Source organism: Bradyrhizobium sp. USDA 4461, from assembly GCF_054055655.1.
On record NZ_JBSRXM010000001.1, the window covers coordinates 6,775,745 to 6,791,681 of the forward strand.

The 15,937-nt window shown below is 64.2% G+C and carries 13 protein-coding genes; 5 read left to right on the forward strand and 8 right to left on the reverse strand.

The window, feature by feature from the left end; translation table 11 throughout:
• Nucleotides 1-51: 51 nt before the first annotated feature.
• Together ilvD and ACVINW_RS31950 are read right to left on the reverse strand one after the other, a co-directional pair.
• Complete coding sequence (gene ilvD, locus ACVINW_RS31945) at nt 52-1,782, reverse strand: dihydroxy-acid dehydratase (RefSeq protein WP_456754944.1); 1,731 nt, start codon at nt 1,780-1,782, stop codon at nt 52-54.
• Between the two features lie 1,023 nt (nt 1,783-2,805).
• On the reverse strand, nt 2,806-4,392 hold the full coding sequence (locus ACVINW_RS31950; protein ID WP_456754945.1) for a diguanylate cyclase: 1,587 nt from the start codon (nt 4,390-4,392) through the stop codon (nt 2,806-2,808).
• Between the two features lie 315 nt (nt 4,393-4,707).
• Here ACVINW_RS31950 and ACVINW_RS31955 point away from each other — a divergent pair, with 315 nt between their 5' ends.
• On the forward strand, nt 4,708-4,890 hold the full coding sequence (locus tag ACVINW_RS31955; protein ID WP_456754946.1) for a hypothetical protein: 183 nt from the start codon (nt 4,708-4,710) through the stop codon (nt 4,888-4,890).
• Between the two features lie 216 nt (nt 4,891-5,106).
• Here ACVINW_RS31955 and ACVINW_RS31960 read toward each other — a convergent pair whose 3' ends face one another.
• The 4 genes from ACVINW_RS31960 to ACVINW_RS31975 form a co-directional block, all read right to left on the reverse strand.
• Nucleotides 5,107-6,042: a hydroxymethylglutaryl-CoA lyase gene (locus ACVINW_RS31960; protein WP_456754947.1), complete on the reverse strand. Its 936-nt coding sequence runs from the start codon at nt 6,040-6,042 to the stop codon at nt 5,107-5,109.
• A complete protein-coding gene (locus tag ACVINW_RS31965; RefSeq protein WP_456754948.1) occupies nt 6,039-8,048 on the reverse strand; it encodes an acetyl/propionyl/methylcrotonyl-CoA carboxylase subunit alpha in 2,010 nt (669 codons plus the stop codon). Before ACVINW_RS31965 ends, ACVINW_RS31960 begins: the two co-directional genes overlap by 4 nt.
• A gap of 15 nt (nt 8,049-8,063) precedes the next feature.
• On the reverse strand, nt 8,064-9,668 hold the full coding sequence (locus tag ACVINW_RS31970; protein WP_456754949.1) for a carboxyl transferase domain-containing protein: 1,605 nt from the start codon (nt 9,666-9,668) through the stop codon (nt 8,064-8,066).
• Nucleotides 9,669-9,871: 203 nt separating this feature from the next.
• Nucleotides 9,872-11,044 (reverse strand): isovaleryl-CoA dehydrogenase, encoded by a 1,173-nt coding sequence (locus ACVINW_RS31975; protein WP_456754950.1) that lies wholly within the window; start codon nt 11,042-11,044, stop codon nt 9,872-9,874.
• Between the two features lie 186 nt (nt 11,045-11,230).
• On the opposite strand from ACVINW_RS31975, the gene ACVINW_RS31980 reads away from it, so the two are divergent.
• Entirely contained in the window at nt 11,231-11,878 is a 648-nt protein-coding gene (locus ACVINW_RS31980) for a TetR/AcrR family transcriptional regulator (RefSeq protein ID WP_456754951.1), read from the forward strand.
• 2 nt (nt 11,879-11,880) lie between these two features.
• Nucleotides 11,881-12,375 (forward strand): Lrp/AsnC family transcriptional regulator, encoded by a 495-nt coding sequence (locus ACVINW_RS31985; RefSeq protein WP_456756548.1) that lies wholly within the window; start codon nt 11,881-11,883, stop codon nt 12,373-12,375.
• 35 nt (nt 12,376-12,410) lie between these two features.
• On the opposite strand, the gene ACVINW_RS31990 is transcribed toward ACVINW_RS31985, so the two are convergent.
• The gene (locus ACVINW_RS31990) at nt 12,411-12,716 is read right to left on the reverse strand and encodes an ETC complex I subunit (RefSeq protein WP_456754952.1); all 306 of its coding nucleotides are present in this window, start codon (nt 12,714-12,716) and stop codon (nt 12,411-12,413) included.
• 272 nt (nt 12,717-12,988) lie between these two features.
• Here ACVINW_RS31990 and ACVINW_RS31995 point away from each other — a divergent pair, with 272 nt between their 5' ends.
• Nucleotides 12,989-14,152 (forward strand): OpgC domain-containing protein, encoded by a 1,164-nt coding sequence (locus ACVINW_RS31995; protein ID WP_456754953.1) that lies wholly within the window; start codon nt 12,989-12,991, stop codon nt 14,150-14,152.
• 9 nt (nt 14,153-14,161) lie between these two features.
• Here the strand turns inward: ACVINW_RS31995 and ACVINW_RS32000 are convergent, their stop codons facing one another.
• Nucleotides 14,162-15,055, reverse strand: a complete 894-nt coding sequence (locus tag ACVINW_RS32000) for a VOC family protein (protein ID WP_456754954.1) — start codon at nt 15,053-15,055, stop codon at nt 14,162-14,164.
• 300 nt (nt 15,056-15,355) lie between these two features.
• On the opposite strand from ACVINW_RS32000, the gene ACVINW_RS32005 reads away from it, so the two are divergent.
• The gene (locus tag ACVINW_RS32005; RefSeq protein ID WP_456754955.1) at nt 15,356-15,733 is read left to right on the forward strand and encodes a hypothetical protein; all 378 of its coding nucleotides are present in this window, start codon (nt 15,356-15,358) and stop codon (nt 15,731-15,733) included.
• The last annotated feature ends 204 nt before the right edge of the window (nt 15,734-15,937 follow it).

Sequence of the window (15,937 nt, forward strand, 5' to 3'; positions counted from 1 at the left end):
CCTGGGCCCGCCACCGGGATGGCCCCTAACGCAAACGCAAATATCGTACGCTTAAACGTCCGCATAACACTGTTTCTCGTACGCGCCACCCGGATGGGTGACTGCGCCATCCACCGCCGGCCCCACTTGCTCGGCGTACTTCCACAGCGCACCAGATGTATGGTTCGTCGCGCGAGGGGCCCATTTGGTCTTACGATTTGCGAGTTCGGCGTCGCTCAAATTTACGTTAAGGGTGCCGGCGACCGCATCGATCTCGATGATGTCGCCGTCTTGCAACAACCCGATCGGCCCGCCGACGGCCGCTTCAGGTCCAATATGTCCGATGCAGAAGCCGCGGGTGGCGCCGGAGAACCGGCCATCGGTGATCAGGGCGATCTTGCCGCCCATCCCCTGCCCGGTCAGCGCCGCCGTGGTCGCCAGCATCTCCCGCATCCCGGGGCCGCCCTTCGGCCCCTCGTAGCGGATCACAATCACGTCGCCTTCCCGGTAGGTGCGCTTCTGCACCGCCTCGAAGGCGTCTTCCTCGCGGTCGAAGCACCGGGCCGGACCGGTGAACTTCAGGTTGGACATTCCCGCGACCTTCACGATCGCACCCTCCGGAGCGAGATTACCCTTCAGCCCGACCACGCCACCCGTGACGGTGATCGGATTGCTGGCGGGCCGCACCACATCCTGGTGCGGATTCCATTTCACGCTTTTGAGGTTTTCGGCGATCGTTCGGCCAGTGACGGTGAGGCAATTCCCGTGCAGGTGGCCATTGTCGAGCAGCGTCTTCATCAGCAGCGGAATGCCACCTACTTCAAACATGTCTTTGGCAACATAACGGCCTCCCGGCTTCAAATCCGCGACGTAAGGAGTCTTTTTGAAGATTTCGGCAACGTCGAACAAATTGAATTTAATGCCGCACTCATGGGCAATCGCCGGCAGGTGCAGCGCAGCATTGGTCGAACCACCTGAGGCTGCAACCACGGCCGCAGCATTTTCAAGGGCTTCCCTGGTGACGATGTCGCGGGGCCTGATGTTTTTCGCGATCAGCTCCATCACCTTCTCGCCGGCGGCGGCGCAGAAGGAGTCGCGGATCTCGTAGGGCGCCGGAGCCCCGGCCGAATACGGCAGCGCAAGGCCGATCGCCTCGGAAACGGTCGCCATGGTGTTGGCGGTGAACTGGGCACCGCAGGCGCCGGCCGACGGGCATGCCACCCGCTCGATCTCGTCGAGGTCCTCGTCCGACATGGCGCCGACTGAGTGCTTGCCGACCGCCTCGAACATGTCCTGCACGGTGACCGGCTGGCCGCGGAAATTGCCCGGCAGGATCGAGCCGCCATAGATGAAGATCGAGGGCACGTTGAGCCGGACCATCGCCATCATCATGCCGGGCAGCGACTTGTCGCAGCCGGCGAGCCCGACCAGCGCGTCGTAGGAATGGCCGCGGACGGTCAGTTCGACCGAATCGGCGATGCATTCGCGCGACGGCAGCGACGAGCGCATGCCGTCATGGCCCATCGCGATGCCGTCGGTCACGGTGATGGTGCAGAACTCGCGCGGCGTGCCGCCGGCGGAGGCCACCCCCTTCTTCACCGCCTGCGCCTGGCGCATCAGCGAAATGTTGCAAGGCGCGGCTTCATTCCAACATGAAGCAACGCCGACAAACGGTTGATGAATCTGGGCTGTCGTCAACCCCATCGCATAGAGATAGGAACGATGCGGCGCGCGCTCGGGACCCTCCGTCACATGACGGCTCGGCAGCCTGCCCTTGATCTTGCCGTCCACCTTGGCGTCCATCGCGACCCTGTTCCGACGCTTGTTTGCCGCGCTCTTTCCTCCATCAACGCCGGAACCCGAAAAAATGTCCCGTCGTCGGAGCGCTGGCTATTCAGCTAGGTGAATATCCTTTCATGTCAGGGTGTGGCCAAAAAGCGGCGCGACGGCAGGCCGGCTGCTTTTAGGGTTAAATGTTCAAGTCATGTTGCGCTGACGCAACAATCGTGGCTGCTGAGCAACCATGTATTACTAGTCCTTATGGGAACTTGACCGAAAATAGCGGTAATACAGTCGGGTGCGCGATCTCGCCAACCGTCGTCTGGCAAAGCCAGGAGGACGACGAGGATTGGGATACAGCTTCGCGTTCTCGCGACATGAATTGTCCGAGTCTTGCTCTTTCTTCCCGCCCTCTCTCTTCAGAGGGCGCAGGGAAAGCCGGGTGCCGATCGCACCCATGGGCCCCGAGCAATGGGTAGAAAGCTCGGGGGTAGGACCACAGGTGTAACCGGAGCAACCCGGCTTTCCCTGCGCGATGGCTTACGGCTTATACGTGCTCTCCCCGGCGAGACTTGGCTTTGTTGTCACCGTCTTCACAACGCGCATTTGCGCAATCGGAAGAGACACCTACCGCTAGGGCGTCAGGCCTGCACGATTTCGCCGTCCGCCTTGCGTGCTCTCGTCAGGCCACGCGCAGCGTCCACCGCATCTCGACCCGCGTTCGTGACGACCGCGAAGCGCCCCTCCTGTCGGGTGAGACTTCGGATTTATAGCATTGAGCTGCACTTCGGATAAAGAGAAATATTTTTGCTGTGGGGGCTTGCGCCGTCGGGCAAATCAGCGCTAGGGGCAGCGCCCTTCACCCGTCGTCATTCCGGGGCAGCCCCAACGGGTCGCGCGAATGCGCGCCCGATGACAGGCTCCGGGCTGAGCCCGGAATCCAGTCATCCGCGGAACATGCGGCCGAATGGATTCCGGGCTCGACGCTTCGCGTCGCCCTCAGATGCGCAATTACGCATCGGGAAATGACGAGAGAAGGAGCAGGGCCTACTCCGCCGCCAGTTTCGGCGGTAGCGGTGGTCCCCAGCACTCGATCCGATTGCGGCCGCGATCCTTGGCCTGGTAGAGCGCGGCATCGGCGGCCTTCATCAGCGCATCGACCCCCGGCATGCTGGTGGTGGCCTCGGCAATGCCGATGCTCACTGTTAGCCGCACCGGACAATCGTCCGCGCTTAGCGTCAATCCTTCCGCCCGCTTGCGAATGCGCTCGGCGACGGTTCGCGCGCGCGACAAGGTCGTTTCCGGCAGCAGCACCGCGAACTCCTCGCCGCCGACACGGCCCACCATGTCCGACTTGCGCTTGCCGCGAACGCAGATCTCGGCGACGGCCTTGATCGCCTCGTCGCCGGCCGCATGACCGAACCGGTCGTTGATGCTCTTGAAGTGATCGATATCGACCATCAGCACCGAGACCGAACGGTAGTAGCGCTGAAACCGGCTCCACTCCGCATCCAGCGTGGTCAGGAAGTGCCTGCGGTTGAACAGTCCGGTGAGCGGATCAGTGGTCGCAAGCACCTCAAGCTGGCGTGCGTTATTGACCAGATCGGTGATGTCGACAAAGGTCAGCATGCGGCCGCCATTTGCCATGGTCGAGCAATGGATCCTGATGTTGCGGCCGTCAGGCGTCTGAACGTCGCGCTTGTGATCGCCCGCCTTGATCTCGGCGATCCGCTTCGCCGGAAAGGCCTTGACCTGCTCCGCCGTCGCGCCGGTCGGGACGGCCCGGCGATTGCGCGTCAGCAGCGTGATATAGGGCGGATGCCGCGCCACCTCCTCCTCGCTGACTTCCCAGAATTCGCGCATGCGCCGGTTGAGGAAGATCGCGTTGAGATCGCGGTCGAGCAGGACGACACCGTCCTCCACATTCTCGAGCGCGCCGGTCAGCACCTTCAACTTGTCCGATGCGCGCACGATGTCGGTCACCGGCGTGTAGCTCACCATGCGGCCGCCGTCGGGCAGCGGCGTGCACTGGCACCGTACCACGTCGCCATTGCTGCGCCGGAGATCGATCGGGTTCGGGTCCCCGATGCTGACGAGGCGGACGCGCTCGGCAAGGTAGGCCTGGAGCTGCTCAGCCGGCAGCTCATAGGCCATGGTCTTGCAGCCGTGCTGCATCAGATCGGTGAAGGTGGGGGTGCGCTCGGCAACCGCGTCCGGAAGCACCCACATGGTCCGGAACGCGCGGTTGATGAACAGAGCCTTCAGCTCGGAATCCAGCAGCAGAATGCCGACCGGAATCTGGTCGAGCGCGGCGCGCAGCGCCAGCATGTGCCCGCGCAGGATATCGCCGCTGCGCCGTTCCGGAATGGCAGCCGGCGCAGGCACGGTGGCCGCGGCAGTCGCGGGCGCAGCGGCGTTGGTGCGCGGCTCGTCGAAAGCCAGGCCGAGCTGGCGGTCCGATTGCCACAGCCGCTTGCACGGCTTCACCTGATGGGTGCCGACGATCAACAATTGGACATGGTCGGGAATGCCGACGACGCTTTCGAGTTCTACGGTCGCGCCCGCATCCGTGAGCTGCCGGACCGTGCAGTCAAAGGCTGACCGACCGAAATTGAAGACGATCTTTCCGGCCAAGAACGTTCGGCCGCGGGAAGCTGACACCTGTCCGGACATGGGAGATGACCACCTGGAACACTTGCGAGCCCGCTCACTTCAACACGTTTGAGTCACCAAGCCATGAACGGTTTTGGCGGGATTGATCGGGAACCAGGGCGTGTGCGCTGCAACATGAGGTCCTCCCGCTGTCCTATCAACGCCGTTGCATCCACCATCAATTGGTCAGGGTCGCTGTCGGACAAATTTAGTTCTATCGTATAATTATTTTGCACTAGACGCCGTCGGAGGAGTAGCGTCGCAACTCCCTCAGTAACAGTCAGGGACACGCCCGCCATGTCTGCTCTTCAAGCAAAGCTGGAACGATTTGAGATCCTCGCCAACGAATGCGAGCTGATCGCGAGCAGGACGCTGGATGGGGGCAACCGCGAACTCTACCAGCGGCTGGGCGGGCACTATCGGGAGCTCGCGACTGATATGAAGATCGTGATCGCGACCATCGACGGTCCGGCCGCGTAAGAAAAAGGGCCGCTCGAATAACAAGCGGCCCAAGTCTAGGGAGGAAACGCCCTCGAAGAGGGCGGCGATAGCGCAAGGCGCTGTCGCACGCTTCCTATATGGGTTGAGAAGCGAGCTTCGGGAGCCCGGACTGCGCAATCCAGGGTACGACTTGCGCGCCTTGAATCTGCGCCTCGCAGCCCATAGCTCCCAGTGGCGTCCGCTATGACGGACAAATCACCCCACCGATCCGGCAACTTGCGATCCGCCCAGCCGCTTGCGCTTTGCGTTGAGCGCGGAGGCGACGCGGCTGACCGGCGGGCGGCCGAGCAAGCCGGCGACCTCGTTCGTCGTGGCCAGCAGCCTGTCCATGTCGATCCCGGTTGTCACGCCCATGCCTTCCAGCATGTAGACGACGTCCTCGGTCGCGACGTTGCCGGTGGCGCCGGGAGCGTAAGGGCAGCCGCCGAGGCCGCCGGCGGCGGCATCGATGACGCGCACGCCCTCCTCGATGCCGGCGTAGAGATTGGCGAGCGCCTGGCCGTAGGTGTCGTGGAAGTGCATCGCGAGATTGCCGACCGGCAGCTCGGAGCCGACCGCACGCAGCATCTCCTTGGCCTTGAGCGGCGTACCGACGCCGATCGTGTCGCCGAGCGAGATCTCGTAGCAGCCGAGATCCCACAGCCGCACCGCGAGGTCGGCGACCGCCTTCGGCTTGATCTCGCCATCGAACGGACAGCCGAGCACGCAGGAAACATAGCCGCGCACCTTGACGCCATCGGCCTTGGCGCGCGCCAGCACCGGCTTGAAGCGCTCGATCGATTCCGCGATCGAGCAATTGATGTTGGCGCGCGAAAAGCCCTCGGAGGCCGCCGCGAACACCGAGACCACCCGGGCGCCGGCCGCGCGCGCGGCGTCATAGCCCTTCTCGTTCGGCACCAGCACGTGGAATTCTGCGCCCTTGACGTGACCGACACCGCGCAGCACCGCATCGGAGCTTGCCATCTGCGGGATCGCCTTCGGCGATACGAAGGCGCCGACCTCGACGGTTTTGAGCCCGGCCGCCACCAGCGCCTCGACGAAGGCGATTCGCGCCTCGACGCTGACCGGCGTCTTCTCGTTTTGCAGGCCGTCGCGCGGCCCCATCTCGACGATGTGGATCTGATCGCTCATGACGCGGCCGCCGGCTCGACTTCGGCAAGCTCGACGCCCTCGCCGACGATGTCGCCGACCTTGCATTTGAGCTTCTTCAAGACGCCCGCATAGGGCGCGCGCAGGGTCTGCTCCATCTTCATCACTTCCAGCGTCAGGATCGGTGCGCCCTTCTCCAGGGTCGCGCCCTCCTCGGCCAGCAACGCGACCACGGTGCCCGGCAGAGGCGCGACGATCTTGTCCTCGCCGACCTGCTCCTCGCTCTCGCCGCCGAACGGATCGACCCAGTGCAGATCGAAGCGGCCGTTGCGGGTGCGCAGATAGAGTTCGTGGCCCTCGACGACCGAGGCGACGCGCGACTTGTGGCCATTGAGCGTCAAGTCAAAGCCGTCATCGCCGGCTGACGAGATTTCAAAGCCAAGCTCGTGCCCGCCGACCGAGAGCGCCGACGGTCCGTTGCCATAGTGCAACGTGATGGTCTGCGCCGGCTCATGACCCTGCCGAAACGAAAACACCCGCTGGCGGCGGCCGACCGGCATCCAGCCGAACGTCTGCCAGGGCGAGTTGGCCTCGCCCATCGCTGCCTTCCGCTCGTCGTTGATGATCGCAGCCACCGCTGCACAGAGCTCGAACTCGCCGGCCGCGCCGGTGCCGGCCGTGAGGTTCTTCAGCTCGCGCTCGATGAAGCCGGTGTCGATCGCATTGACCCTGGTGTCCGGATGCGTCACCAGCGCCGACAGGAAAGGGATGTTGGTGACGATGCCGCGGACATCGGTCTGTTCCAGCCCGCGATTGAGCTTCTCGATCGCGCCCTCGCGCGTCGGCGCCCAGGCGATCACCTTGGCGAGCATCGCATCGTAATACGGCGAGACGTTGTCGCCGCTGCGGTAGCCGGCATCGATGCGCAGGCCGTCGCCGTCTTGCGGCGTCCGCCAGGTCTTGATGCGGCCGACCGATGGCATGAAGTTCTTCTGCGGATTCTCGGCGTAGACGCGCGCCTCGATGGCGTGCCCATTCAGCTTGATCTCGCTTTGCTTCAGCGGCAGCGCCTCGCCGAACGCGACGCGGAGCTGCCATTCGACGAGATCGACGCCGGTGATGAGCTCGGTGACGGGATGCTCGACCTGCAAACGGGTGTTCATCTCGATGAAGAACACGTCCTTGCCGTCGGAGACGAACTCGATGGTGCCGGCGCCGACATAGTTGACCGCACCGGCCGCCTTGCGGGCGGCCTCGCAGACGGTGTCGCGTTGCGCGGCGTTCAGCGTCGGCGACGGTGCCTCCTCGATCACCTTCTGGTGCCGCCGTTGCAGCGTGCATTCGCGTTCCCACAGCGAGAGCAGATGGCCATGGCTGTCGCCGATGATCTGCACCTCGATGTGGCGCGGGTTCTGCACGTATTTCTCGATCAGCATGCGGTCGTCGCCGAACGCCGCCTTGGCCTCGCGCTTGGCGCTGGTGATCGCGGCCGAAAGTTCCGCCGCCGAATTGACCACGCGCATGCCGCGGCCGCCGCCGCCGGCCGACGCCTTGACCAGCACCGGGAAGCCGATCCGGTTGGCCGCTTCCGCCAAGGTCGCCTCGTCCTGGGCCTCGCCGTGATAGCCGGGCACCAGCGGCACGCCGGCCTTCTCCATCAGCGCCTTCGAGCCGGACTTCGAGCCCATCGCGGTCATCATGGCGGCGGTCGGGCCGACGAACACCAGACCGGCCTCAAGGCAGGCCTGCGCGAACTCGGCATTCTCGGACAGGAAGCCGTAGCCGGGATGCACCGCCTCGGCGCCGCTCTGCTTCGCAGCGGCGATGACGCGTTCGATGTTGAGATAGCTGTCACGCGCCCGCGCAGGGCCGAGCAGCACGGCCTCGTCGGCGAGCGCGACATGCATCGCGTCCCGGTCGGCCTCCGAATAGACCGCGACGGTGCGCAGCCCCATGGCGCGCGCCGAGCGGATGACGCGGCAGGCGATCTCGCCCCGATTGGCGATCAGAAGCGTACGGAAAGGCCGATAGAGTCTTGAGCGGTCCATCATGAGGGTCCTGCGTCACATCCTGAACAGACCAAACTTGGTGGGTTCGATCGGCGCGTTCGCCGCGGCCGACAGGCCGAGCCCGAGCACGAGGCGGGTGTCGGCGGGATCGATCACGCCGTCGTCCCACAGCCGCGCGGTGGCATAATAGGGATTGCCCTGCTTCTCGTATTGCGCGCGGATCGGCTCGCGGAACTTGTCCTCTTCCTCCGCCGACCAGCTCTCGCCCTTGGCTTCGATGCCGTCGCGCCGAACCTGGCTCAGCACCATCGAGGCCTGCTCGCCGCCCATCACGGAGATGCGGGCGTTCGGCCACAGCCAGAGGAAGCGCGGGCTGTAGGCGCGGCCGCACATGCCGTAATTGCCGGCGCCGTAGGAGCCGCCGATCACGACGGTGAATTTCGGCACGCCGGCGGTGGCGACCGCCGTCACCAGCTTGGCGCCGTCGCGGGCGATGCCGCCGGCCTCGTACTTCTTGCCGACCATGAAGCCGGTGATGTTCTGCAGGAACACCAGGGGAATGCCGCGCTGGCAGCACAGTTCGATGAAATGCGCGCCCTTCAGCGAGCTCTCGCTGAACAGGATGCCGTTGTTGGCGATGATGCCGACCGGATAGCCCCAGATATGGGCGAAGCCGCAGATCAGCGTGGTGCCGTAGAGCTTCTTGAACTCGTCAAACTCGGAGCCGTCGACGATCCGGGCGATGATGTCGTGCACGTCGAACGGCTTGCGGCCGTCGGCGGAGACCACGCCGTAGATCTCCTCGGCCGGAAACAGTGGCTCCTGGACGGTGCGCATGTTCAACGCCGCCTTCGCCGGCTGCTTCAGCGTGCCGACGATGCGGCGCGCGATCCCGATCGCATGCGCATCGTTCTGGGCATAGTGATCGGTCACGCCCGACTGCCGCGAATGAACATCGGCGCCGCCGAGCTCTTCCGCGGTGACGACCTCGCCGGTCGCGGCCTTCACCAGCGGCGGACCGCCGAGGAAGATGGTGCCCTGGTTGCGCACGATGATGCTCTCGTCCGACATCGCCGGCACATAGGCGCCGCCCGCCGTGCAGGAGCCCATCACGATCGCGATCTGCGGGATGCCCTGCGACGACATCTGGGCCTGGTTGTAGAAGATGCGGCCGAAATGCCGCTCGTCGGGAAATATCTCGTCCTGCAACGGCAGGAAGGCGCCGCCGGAATCCACCATGTAGACGCAGGGCAGATTGTTCTGCCGCGCGATGTCCTGGGCGCGCAGATGCTTCTTCACCGTCAGCGGGTAGTAGGTGCCGCCCTTGATGGTGGCATCATTGGCGACGATGATGCATTCGCGTCCCGCGATGCGTCCGACGCCGGTGATCACGCTCGCCGAATGCACATCACCGCCGTACAGCCCGTTGGCAGCGAGCGGCGACAGCTCCAGGAACGCGGTGCCGGGATCGACCAGCAGATCGACGCGATCGCGCGCCAGCATCTTGCCGCGCGAGGTGTGCCGCTTGCGCGAGGTCTCGCCTCCGCCGCCGGCCACCTGGCTGAGTTTTTCGCGGAGCTCCGCGACCAGGCCGCGCATCACCTCGGCGTTGCGGGCGAATTCCTGGGATGTGGGATCGATCGTCGAATGAAGCGGCATCGGTGTTGCACGTTTCGTTGGAGTATCGGTTGGTTTTGCGAAGATGATCGCGCCGGAACGCGATGGCTAATATTGCAGTTGCGTTCTCATTCGGTGTCATCGTCCGCGAAAGCGGGCGATCCGGTATTCCAGAGACGTCAGCGTCTCATCGAGAGGCCGCAGTGTACTGGATTCCCCGCATTCGCGGGGAATGACAGTTGTCGCTACCCCGTCTTGGCGAACAGCTCGCGGCCGATCAGCATGCGGCGGATCTCGCTGGTGCCGGCGCCGATCTCGTAGAGCTTGGCGTCACGCAGCAGCCGGCCGGTCGGATAGTCGTTGATGTAGCCGTTGCCGCCGAGCAGCTGGATCGCATCCAGCGCGCATTGGGTGGCCTTCTCCGCGGCGTACAGGATCGCGCCGGCGGCGTCCTCGCGCGTGGTCTCCCCGCGGTCGCAGGCTTTTGCAACGGCATAAACATAAGCGCGCGAGGCGTTCATCGTGGTGTACATGTCGGCCACCTTGCCCTGCACCAGCTGGAACGAGCCGATCGGCTCGCCGAACTGCTTGCGCTCGTGGACGTAGGGCAGCACGACGTCCATGCAGGCCTGCATGATGCCGATCGGCCCCGCCGCCAGCACCGCGCGCTCATAGTCGAGGCCACTCATCAGCACGTTGACGCCGCGGCCGACTTCACTGAGCACGTTCTCTTCCGGCACCTCGCAGTCCTCGAACACCAGCTCGCAGGTGTCGGAGCCGCGCATGCCGAGCTTGTCGAGCTTCTGCGCGGTGGAGAATCCCTTCATGCCCTTTTCGATGATGAAGGCGGTGATGCCGCGCGGGCCGGCATTCGGATCGGTCTTGGCATAGACCACCAGCGTGTCGGCGACCGGGCCGTTGGTGATCCACATCTTGTTGCCGTTGAGGACGAAGCGATCGCCCTTCCTGTCGGCGCGGGTCTTCATCGAGACCACGTCGGAGCCGGCCGACGGCTCCGACATCGCGAGCGAGCCGACATGCTCGCCGGAGATCAGCTTCGGCAGGTATTTGCGCTTCTGCGCCTCGTTGCCGTTGCGGCGGATCTGGTTGACGCAGAGGTTGGAGTGGGCGCCGTAGGACAGACCGACGGCGGCCGAGGCGCGCGAGATCTCCTCGACCGCGATGCAGTGCTCGAGATAGCCGAGGCCGGAGCCGCCATACTCCTCCTCGACGGTGATGCCGTGCAGCCCGAGCGCACCGATCCTGGGCCAGAGGTCGCGCGGAAACTGGTTGCTGCGGTCGATCTCGGCGGCGCGCGGCGCGATCTCGTTGGTCGAGAAATCATGCACCGTCTCGCGGATCGCATCCGCGGTCTCGCCAAGGTCGAAATTGAACATTGCCGCCTGGTTCGAGGCCATGATCCCTCCCGTGAGATTCATTCTGCAATTAAACGATCATACGTTTTTTTCTTGGCTTCGCAAGCAATCGTGCTAAGGTTTGGCATTGAAATCCGCAGTTCGTTGAATCTGTTGGCATTTCATGCGATAAACGTACGGTCGTTCGCTTGTTTCCTGTGCTCAAGCCAACATTCCTTCGAGGCCCCGATGGCACGCACGATCGGCTCACACGGCCCCACCACGCTGGAGGCGATCCGCAAGGCCGGCGTGCGCCTGATCTTCGAGCACGGCTATGAGGCGATGAGCCTGCGCCAGCTCGCCGCCGAGGTCGGCATCCAGGCCGGCTCCCTCTACAACCATATCTCAACCAAGCAGGATCTGCTGTTCGATCTGGTGCAGGACCATATCAACGATTTGCTGCGCGAGCTTGATCTTGCGCTCGAAGGCAAGGCCGATCCAGTCGCGCAGCTGCGTGCTTTCGTCGCCTTCCACGTCACCTATCACATGACCCGGAAGCGCGAGGTGTTCATCGCCAATTCCGAGCTGCGCAGCCTCGATGCGAAGAACTACGACGCGGTGGTGGCGCTGCGCGGCGCCTATGAGGCGCGGCTGGCGCAGATCCTCACCGACGGCGTGGCTGAGGGCGTATTCGAGGTGGTCGATATCCAGGTCGCGACCTTCGCCATCATCTCGCTGTTGACGGGGCTCTGCACCTGGTATCGCCCCGGTGGCCGCCTCACCCGCGATGCCATCATCGCGGCACATGAGAAGCTGGTGCTGTCAGGCGTCGCGCCGCAGGCTGCGATCGGACAGGCCGTTCGCAACCGCGCGCAAACCGCGATTGCGGGTTCGTGACTGTGACGGAGCGCCCGCAGCTCGATGACATCGATCGGCGGATCCTGGCCGAGTTGCAACGCGACGGGCGGATCAGGATCAACGAGCTCGCCGAGCGGGTCGGCATCACGGCCCCACCCTGCCTGCGCCGCCTACGCGCCTTGCGCAGCCGCGGCGTGGTTAAGGCGATCCGCGCCACGCTCGACGAACGGCTGCTTGGCTATGAGGTGACGACGTTCGTCCTGATCCAGCTCGACAGCCAGACCCTGACCGCGATCGAGGCGTTCGAGGCCGCGGTGGCGGCCGTGCCGCGCTTCCTGCAATGCTGGCGGATCTCGGGCGATGCCGATTTCATGCTCCGCTGCGTCGCACCCAGCGTCGATGACATGCGCCGGCAGCTGCTGCAATTCGCGGGTCTGCCCAATGTGCGTAAAATTCGAAGCTTTCCGGTGCTCGGCGTCTCCAAGGACGCGCCGCTGCCGATTCCCGATAGCTTCGTAGCAAGCCCTGCAAGCTGACCGGCCTCGTGCGTCCAACCCTGGTGCGTCCGACCTTAGTGGGTCCAGGGCTCCCAGCGGCGGAACGCGAAATTGTCGGCATAGGCGATCTGGCGTTGCGCCGAATCCTTCGGCTCGATCACCTGGTAGGCGATGCCCTTGCGCTCGCAATAGGCGACCGCCTCTTCCTTGGTTTCGAACTGCAGCGTCAGCTGCTGCTTCATGTCGGTCGACGAGGTCCAGCCCATCAAGGGCTCCACGGTGCGCGGCTGCTCCGGCTCGAAATCCAGTTGCCACTCTTTGGTCTTGGCACGTCCCGATTGCATCGCGTTTTTGGCGGGCTTAAAAATGCGTGCGGTCATGGATGGTCGGCCCCGTGGGATAAGCGACATGAAAGCGGAAGATTTGGAAGCGATTTGAAGGAAACCACCGGGATAGTATAGAGACACCGTTCTACCAATTGATCGGTGATTCCTCGATCCCGGAGGGAGCCTTCGCCGGACCGGTATAGTCATTCTACCGCGCTGTGACAATCTGGCCCCGAGCGGCTTCTCTTGAGCTCCCTTGGGTCCGCCGCCAGATTGTTACAGCACGGCCTTCTCGACAGCATCACCTCGAAGAAGCGGCGCGCCCCATGGAAATCCACGCTCACCTGCCCGACAAAGGACGTGACCTCCGGCTCGACCTGTTCCGCGGGATCGCGAACTGGGCGATCTATCTCGATCACATCCCCGACAATATCGTGAACTGGATCACGACGCGGAATTACGGCTTCAGCGACGCCGCGGACCTGTTCGTCTTCATCTCCGGCTACACCGCGTCCTTCGTCTATGCCCGCATGATGCTGGAGCGCGGCTTCATCGTCGGCGCAACCCGGCTGACCAAGCGGGTCTGGCAGCTCTACGTCGCCCACATCATCCTGTTCGTGATCTACATCGCCTCGATCAGCTATCTGGCGCTGCGCTTCGGCGATTCCGAGATCATCAACGAGTTCAACGTCGCCGGCCTCGTCGACAACGCCACCGAGACGTTGCGCCAGGGCCTGTTCCTGAAGTTCAAGCCGGTCAATCTCGACGTGCTGCCGCTCTACATCGTGCTGATGGGCCTGTTCCCGCCGGTGCTGTGGATCATGCTGCGGCAGCCGAACTGGACCATGCTGGCCTCGCTCGCGCTGTGGCTGGTGTCGCGCCACATGGGCTGGAACCTGCCGGCCTACCCGGCCGGGACCTGGTACTTCAATCCGTTCGCCTGGCAGGTGCTGTTCGTGTTCGGCTCGTGGTGCGCGATGGGCGGCGCGCGCGCCAACATGCACATCATCAATTCGCGCTACACGCTGTGGTTCTGCATCGCCTATCTGCTCTTCGCGCTGGTCATGACCATGGCCGGACGCTTCCCGGAATTCGGCGCCCAGTTCCCGGACTGGCTGTATTCGGCGTTCAACCCGAACGACAAGACCAACCTCGCGCCCTATCGCTTCCTGCACTTCGTGGTGATCACGGTGCTGGTGATCCGCTTCATTCCGAAGGACTGGTCGGCGCTGGAGTGGAAGGTGTTCGATCCCTTGATCGTCTGCGGCCAGCAGTCGCTCGCGGTGTTCTGCGTCGGCGTGTTCCTGTCCTTTGTCGGGCATTTCGAGCTCTCGATGAGCTCGGGCTCGCTGTTCGCGCAGATCTTCGTCAGCATCTCCGGCATCGCGATCATGACGATCGTGGCCTATTACATCTCGTGGTCGAAGCGGCAGGACAAGCCGATCAAGCCGCCGGCGCCGAAACCGGCGGCACCGGCGAAGGCAGGCTGACGATCCGCCTCACTTGCTGCCAGGCGGGCGTCCCCTGCCGGCAGGCTGGTCGCTCCGCCATCGGCCCTTCGACGTGAATGCATCATAGCTGGTGGTCCAGCGGTACTCCGCCGCCGGCGCCTTCGCGATACTGTCGGGCTTGCGCGGTCCCTCCAGGGCAAAAGTGGCGCCCTGCGGATCGAGGCAGCGGACGATCCAGCTCCCGCTCGGTAGTTCCAGCGGCCCTTCATAGACCTGTCCGCCGCCGGCGTTGACCCGCATGATGGCGGCGTCGAGGTCGTCGACGTTGAAATAGTAGAGCCAGAACGCGATCGGCTCGAGCGGACGCTTGTTGAAGATTCCGCCGACGGTGAGCCCGCCGGCCGAGAACATTTGATAGGTCTCGTCGGGGGCGTTGCCGCCATCGGCCGCCCGCCAGCCGAAAACCACGCTGTAGAAGCCGAACGCCTTGCGCCAGTCGTCCGCGAGCAACTCGTGCCAGCCGACACGCCCGACGGCATCGAGCCCGTCAGCAGCCGACCAGGCGACATTCGATCCGCTCAGCAATCCGAACGTCGCTCGCTGCGGATCGGCGACGATGGCAACGCGGCCGATATTGGTGGCGGTCGGCGGCACATAGACGGCACCGCCGAGTTCCTGCATGCGGCGGACGGCTACATCGACGTCGTCGACACCGACATAGCCGATCCATCGCGGGGTCGCGCCCTTGCGTCTGCCCTCCTCCGGCAACTCCATCAGGCCGCTGCGGGGAAGCTCGCCCGACATGAACAACCTGTAAGGAAGCGCCGTCGTCGACGCATCCTTCGTGACCCAGCCGAGCACGCTGCCGTAGAAGGCACTCGCGCCACCAACGTCCGTGGTGAGCAGCTCGTACCACGCGAAGCGCGCGCCATCACCCGACATGGCTGCTCCTCGCTTGGGCGCCGGCGTGATCGCAATGCAGCATGGAGAGTCCTGAAGTGTTAACGATCGTGTCCGGCCGCACGCGCCGACCAATAATCGTGTTCATCAAGATGAACCTAGGAACGAAGATGAACGACAACACTTGATACTCGCTAGCCGCCTCGCGAGTGTGTGTGCGCAGCGCGTCTTGCATGCAACTGCGACGGATTGTACAACTGCGCGAGAGTTGAATTCGAAAACACGTCAAGAATGGAGGATGCGAGTATGCCACGAGTGAAGCAAGCCCCCAAGAGCAAGCGTGTGACTGGCAAGCGTGTGACTGGCAAGCGTGTGGCCAAGGCCGCCGTGCCCGCGTTGGGCGCAGCCGGATTGACCTTCTCGCTGGTGGGAGCTGCATCGGCATCGACCGTGCCGGCAGCAGACATGCCGCAGACCCAAAAATACGGACCGACGCAGGCCATCACACTCGGCGACGAGGAAATCGCCGACGTCAGCCTGGCGACGTTCCATCTGTTCGACAAGGAAGACGCCGGAGCCGGCGTGCAGGTCGCATGGCGCGGATGTGGCGGCTGCCGGGGTTGCCGTGGCTGTCGCGGTTGCCGTGGCTGCCGCTGCGGCGGCTGCGGTGGTTGCGGCGGTGGCTGCTGCCTGTCGTGGGGCGCCTGCCGCCTCTGCTAGTCGAGACAGCATCGCATTGGCATGCATCGATCGTCATGGCCGGGTCCGACACACGTCGGCCCGGCCAATTCATGTTGTCAATTCATCTTGTCGCCGTATCGTTGCCCGGCTCGTTGCGGGTCCCCGCGCGAACGTTGTCGCGGCCGGCGCGACGCCCCCGCTTCACGGCTCGTCTCCTATTCAATAGTCTCCCCGCAAGCTGCA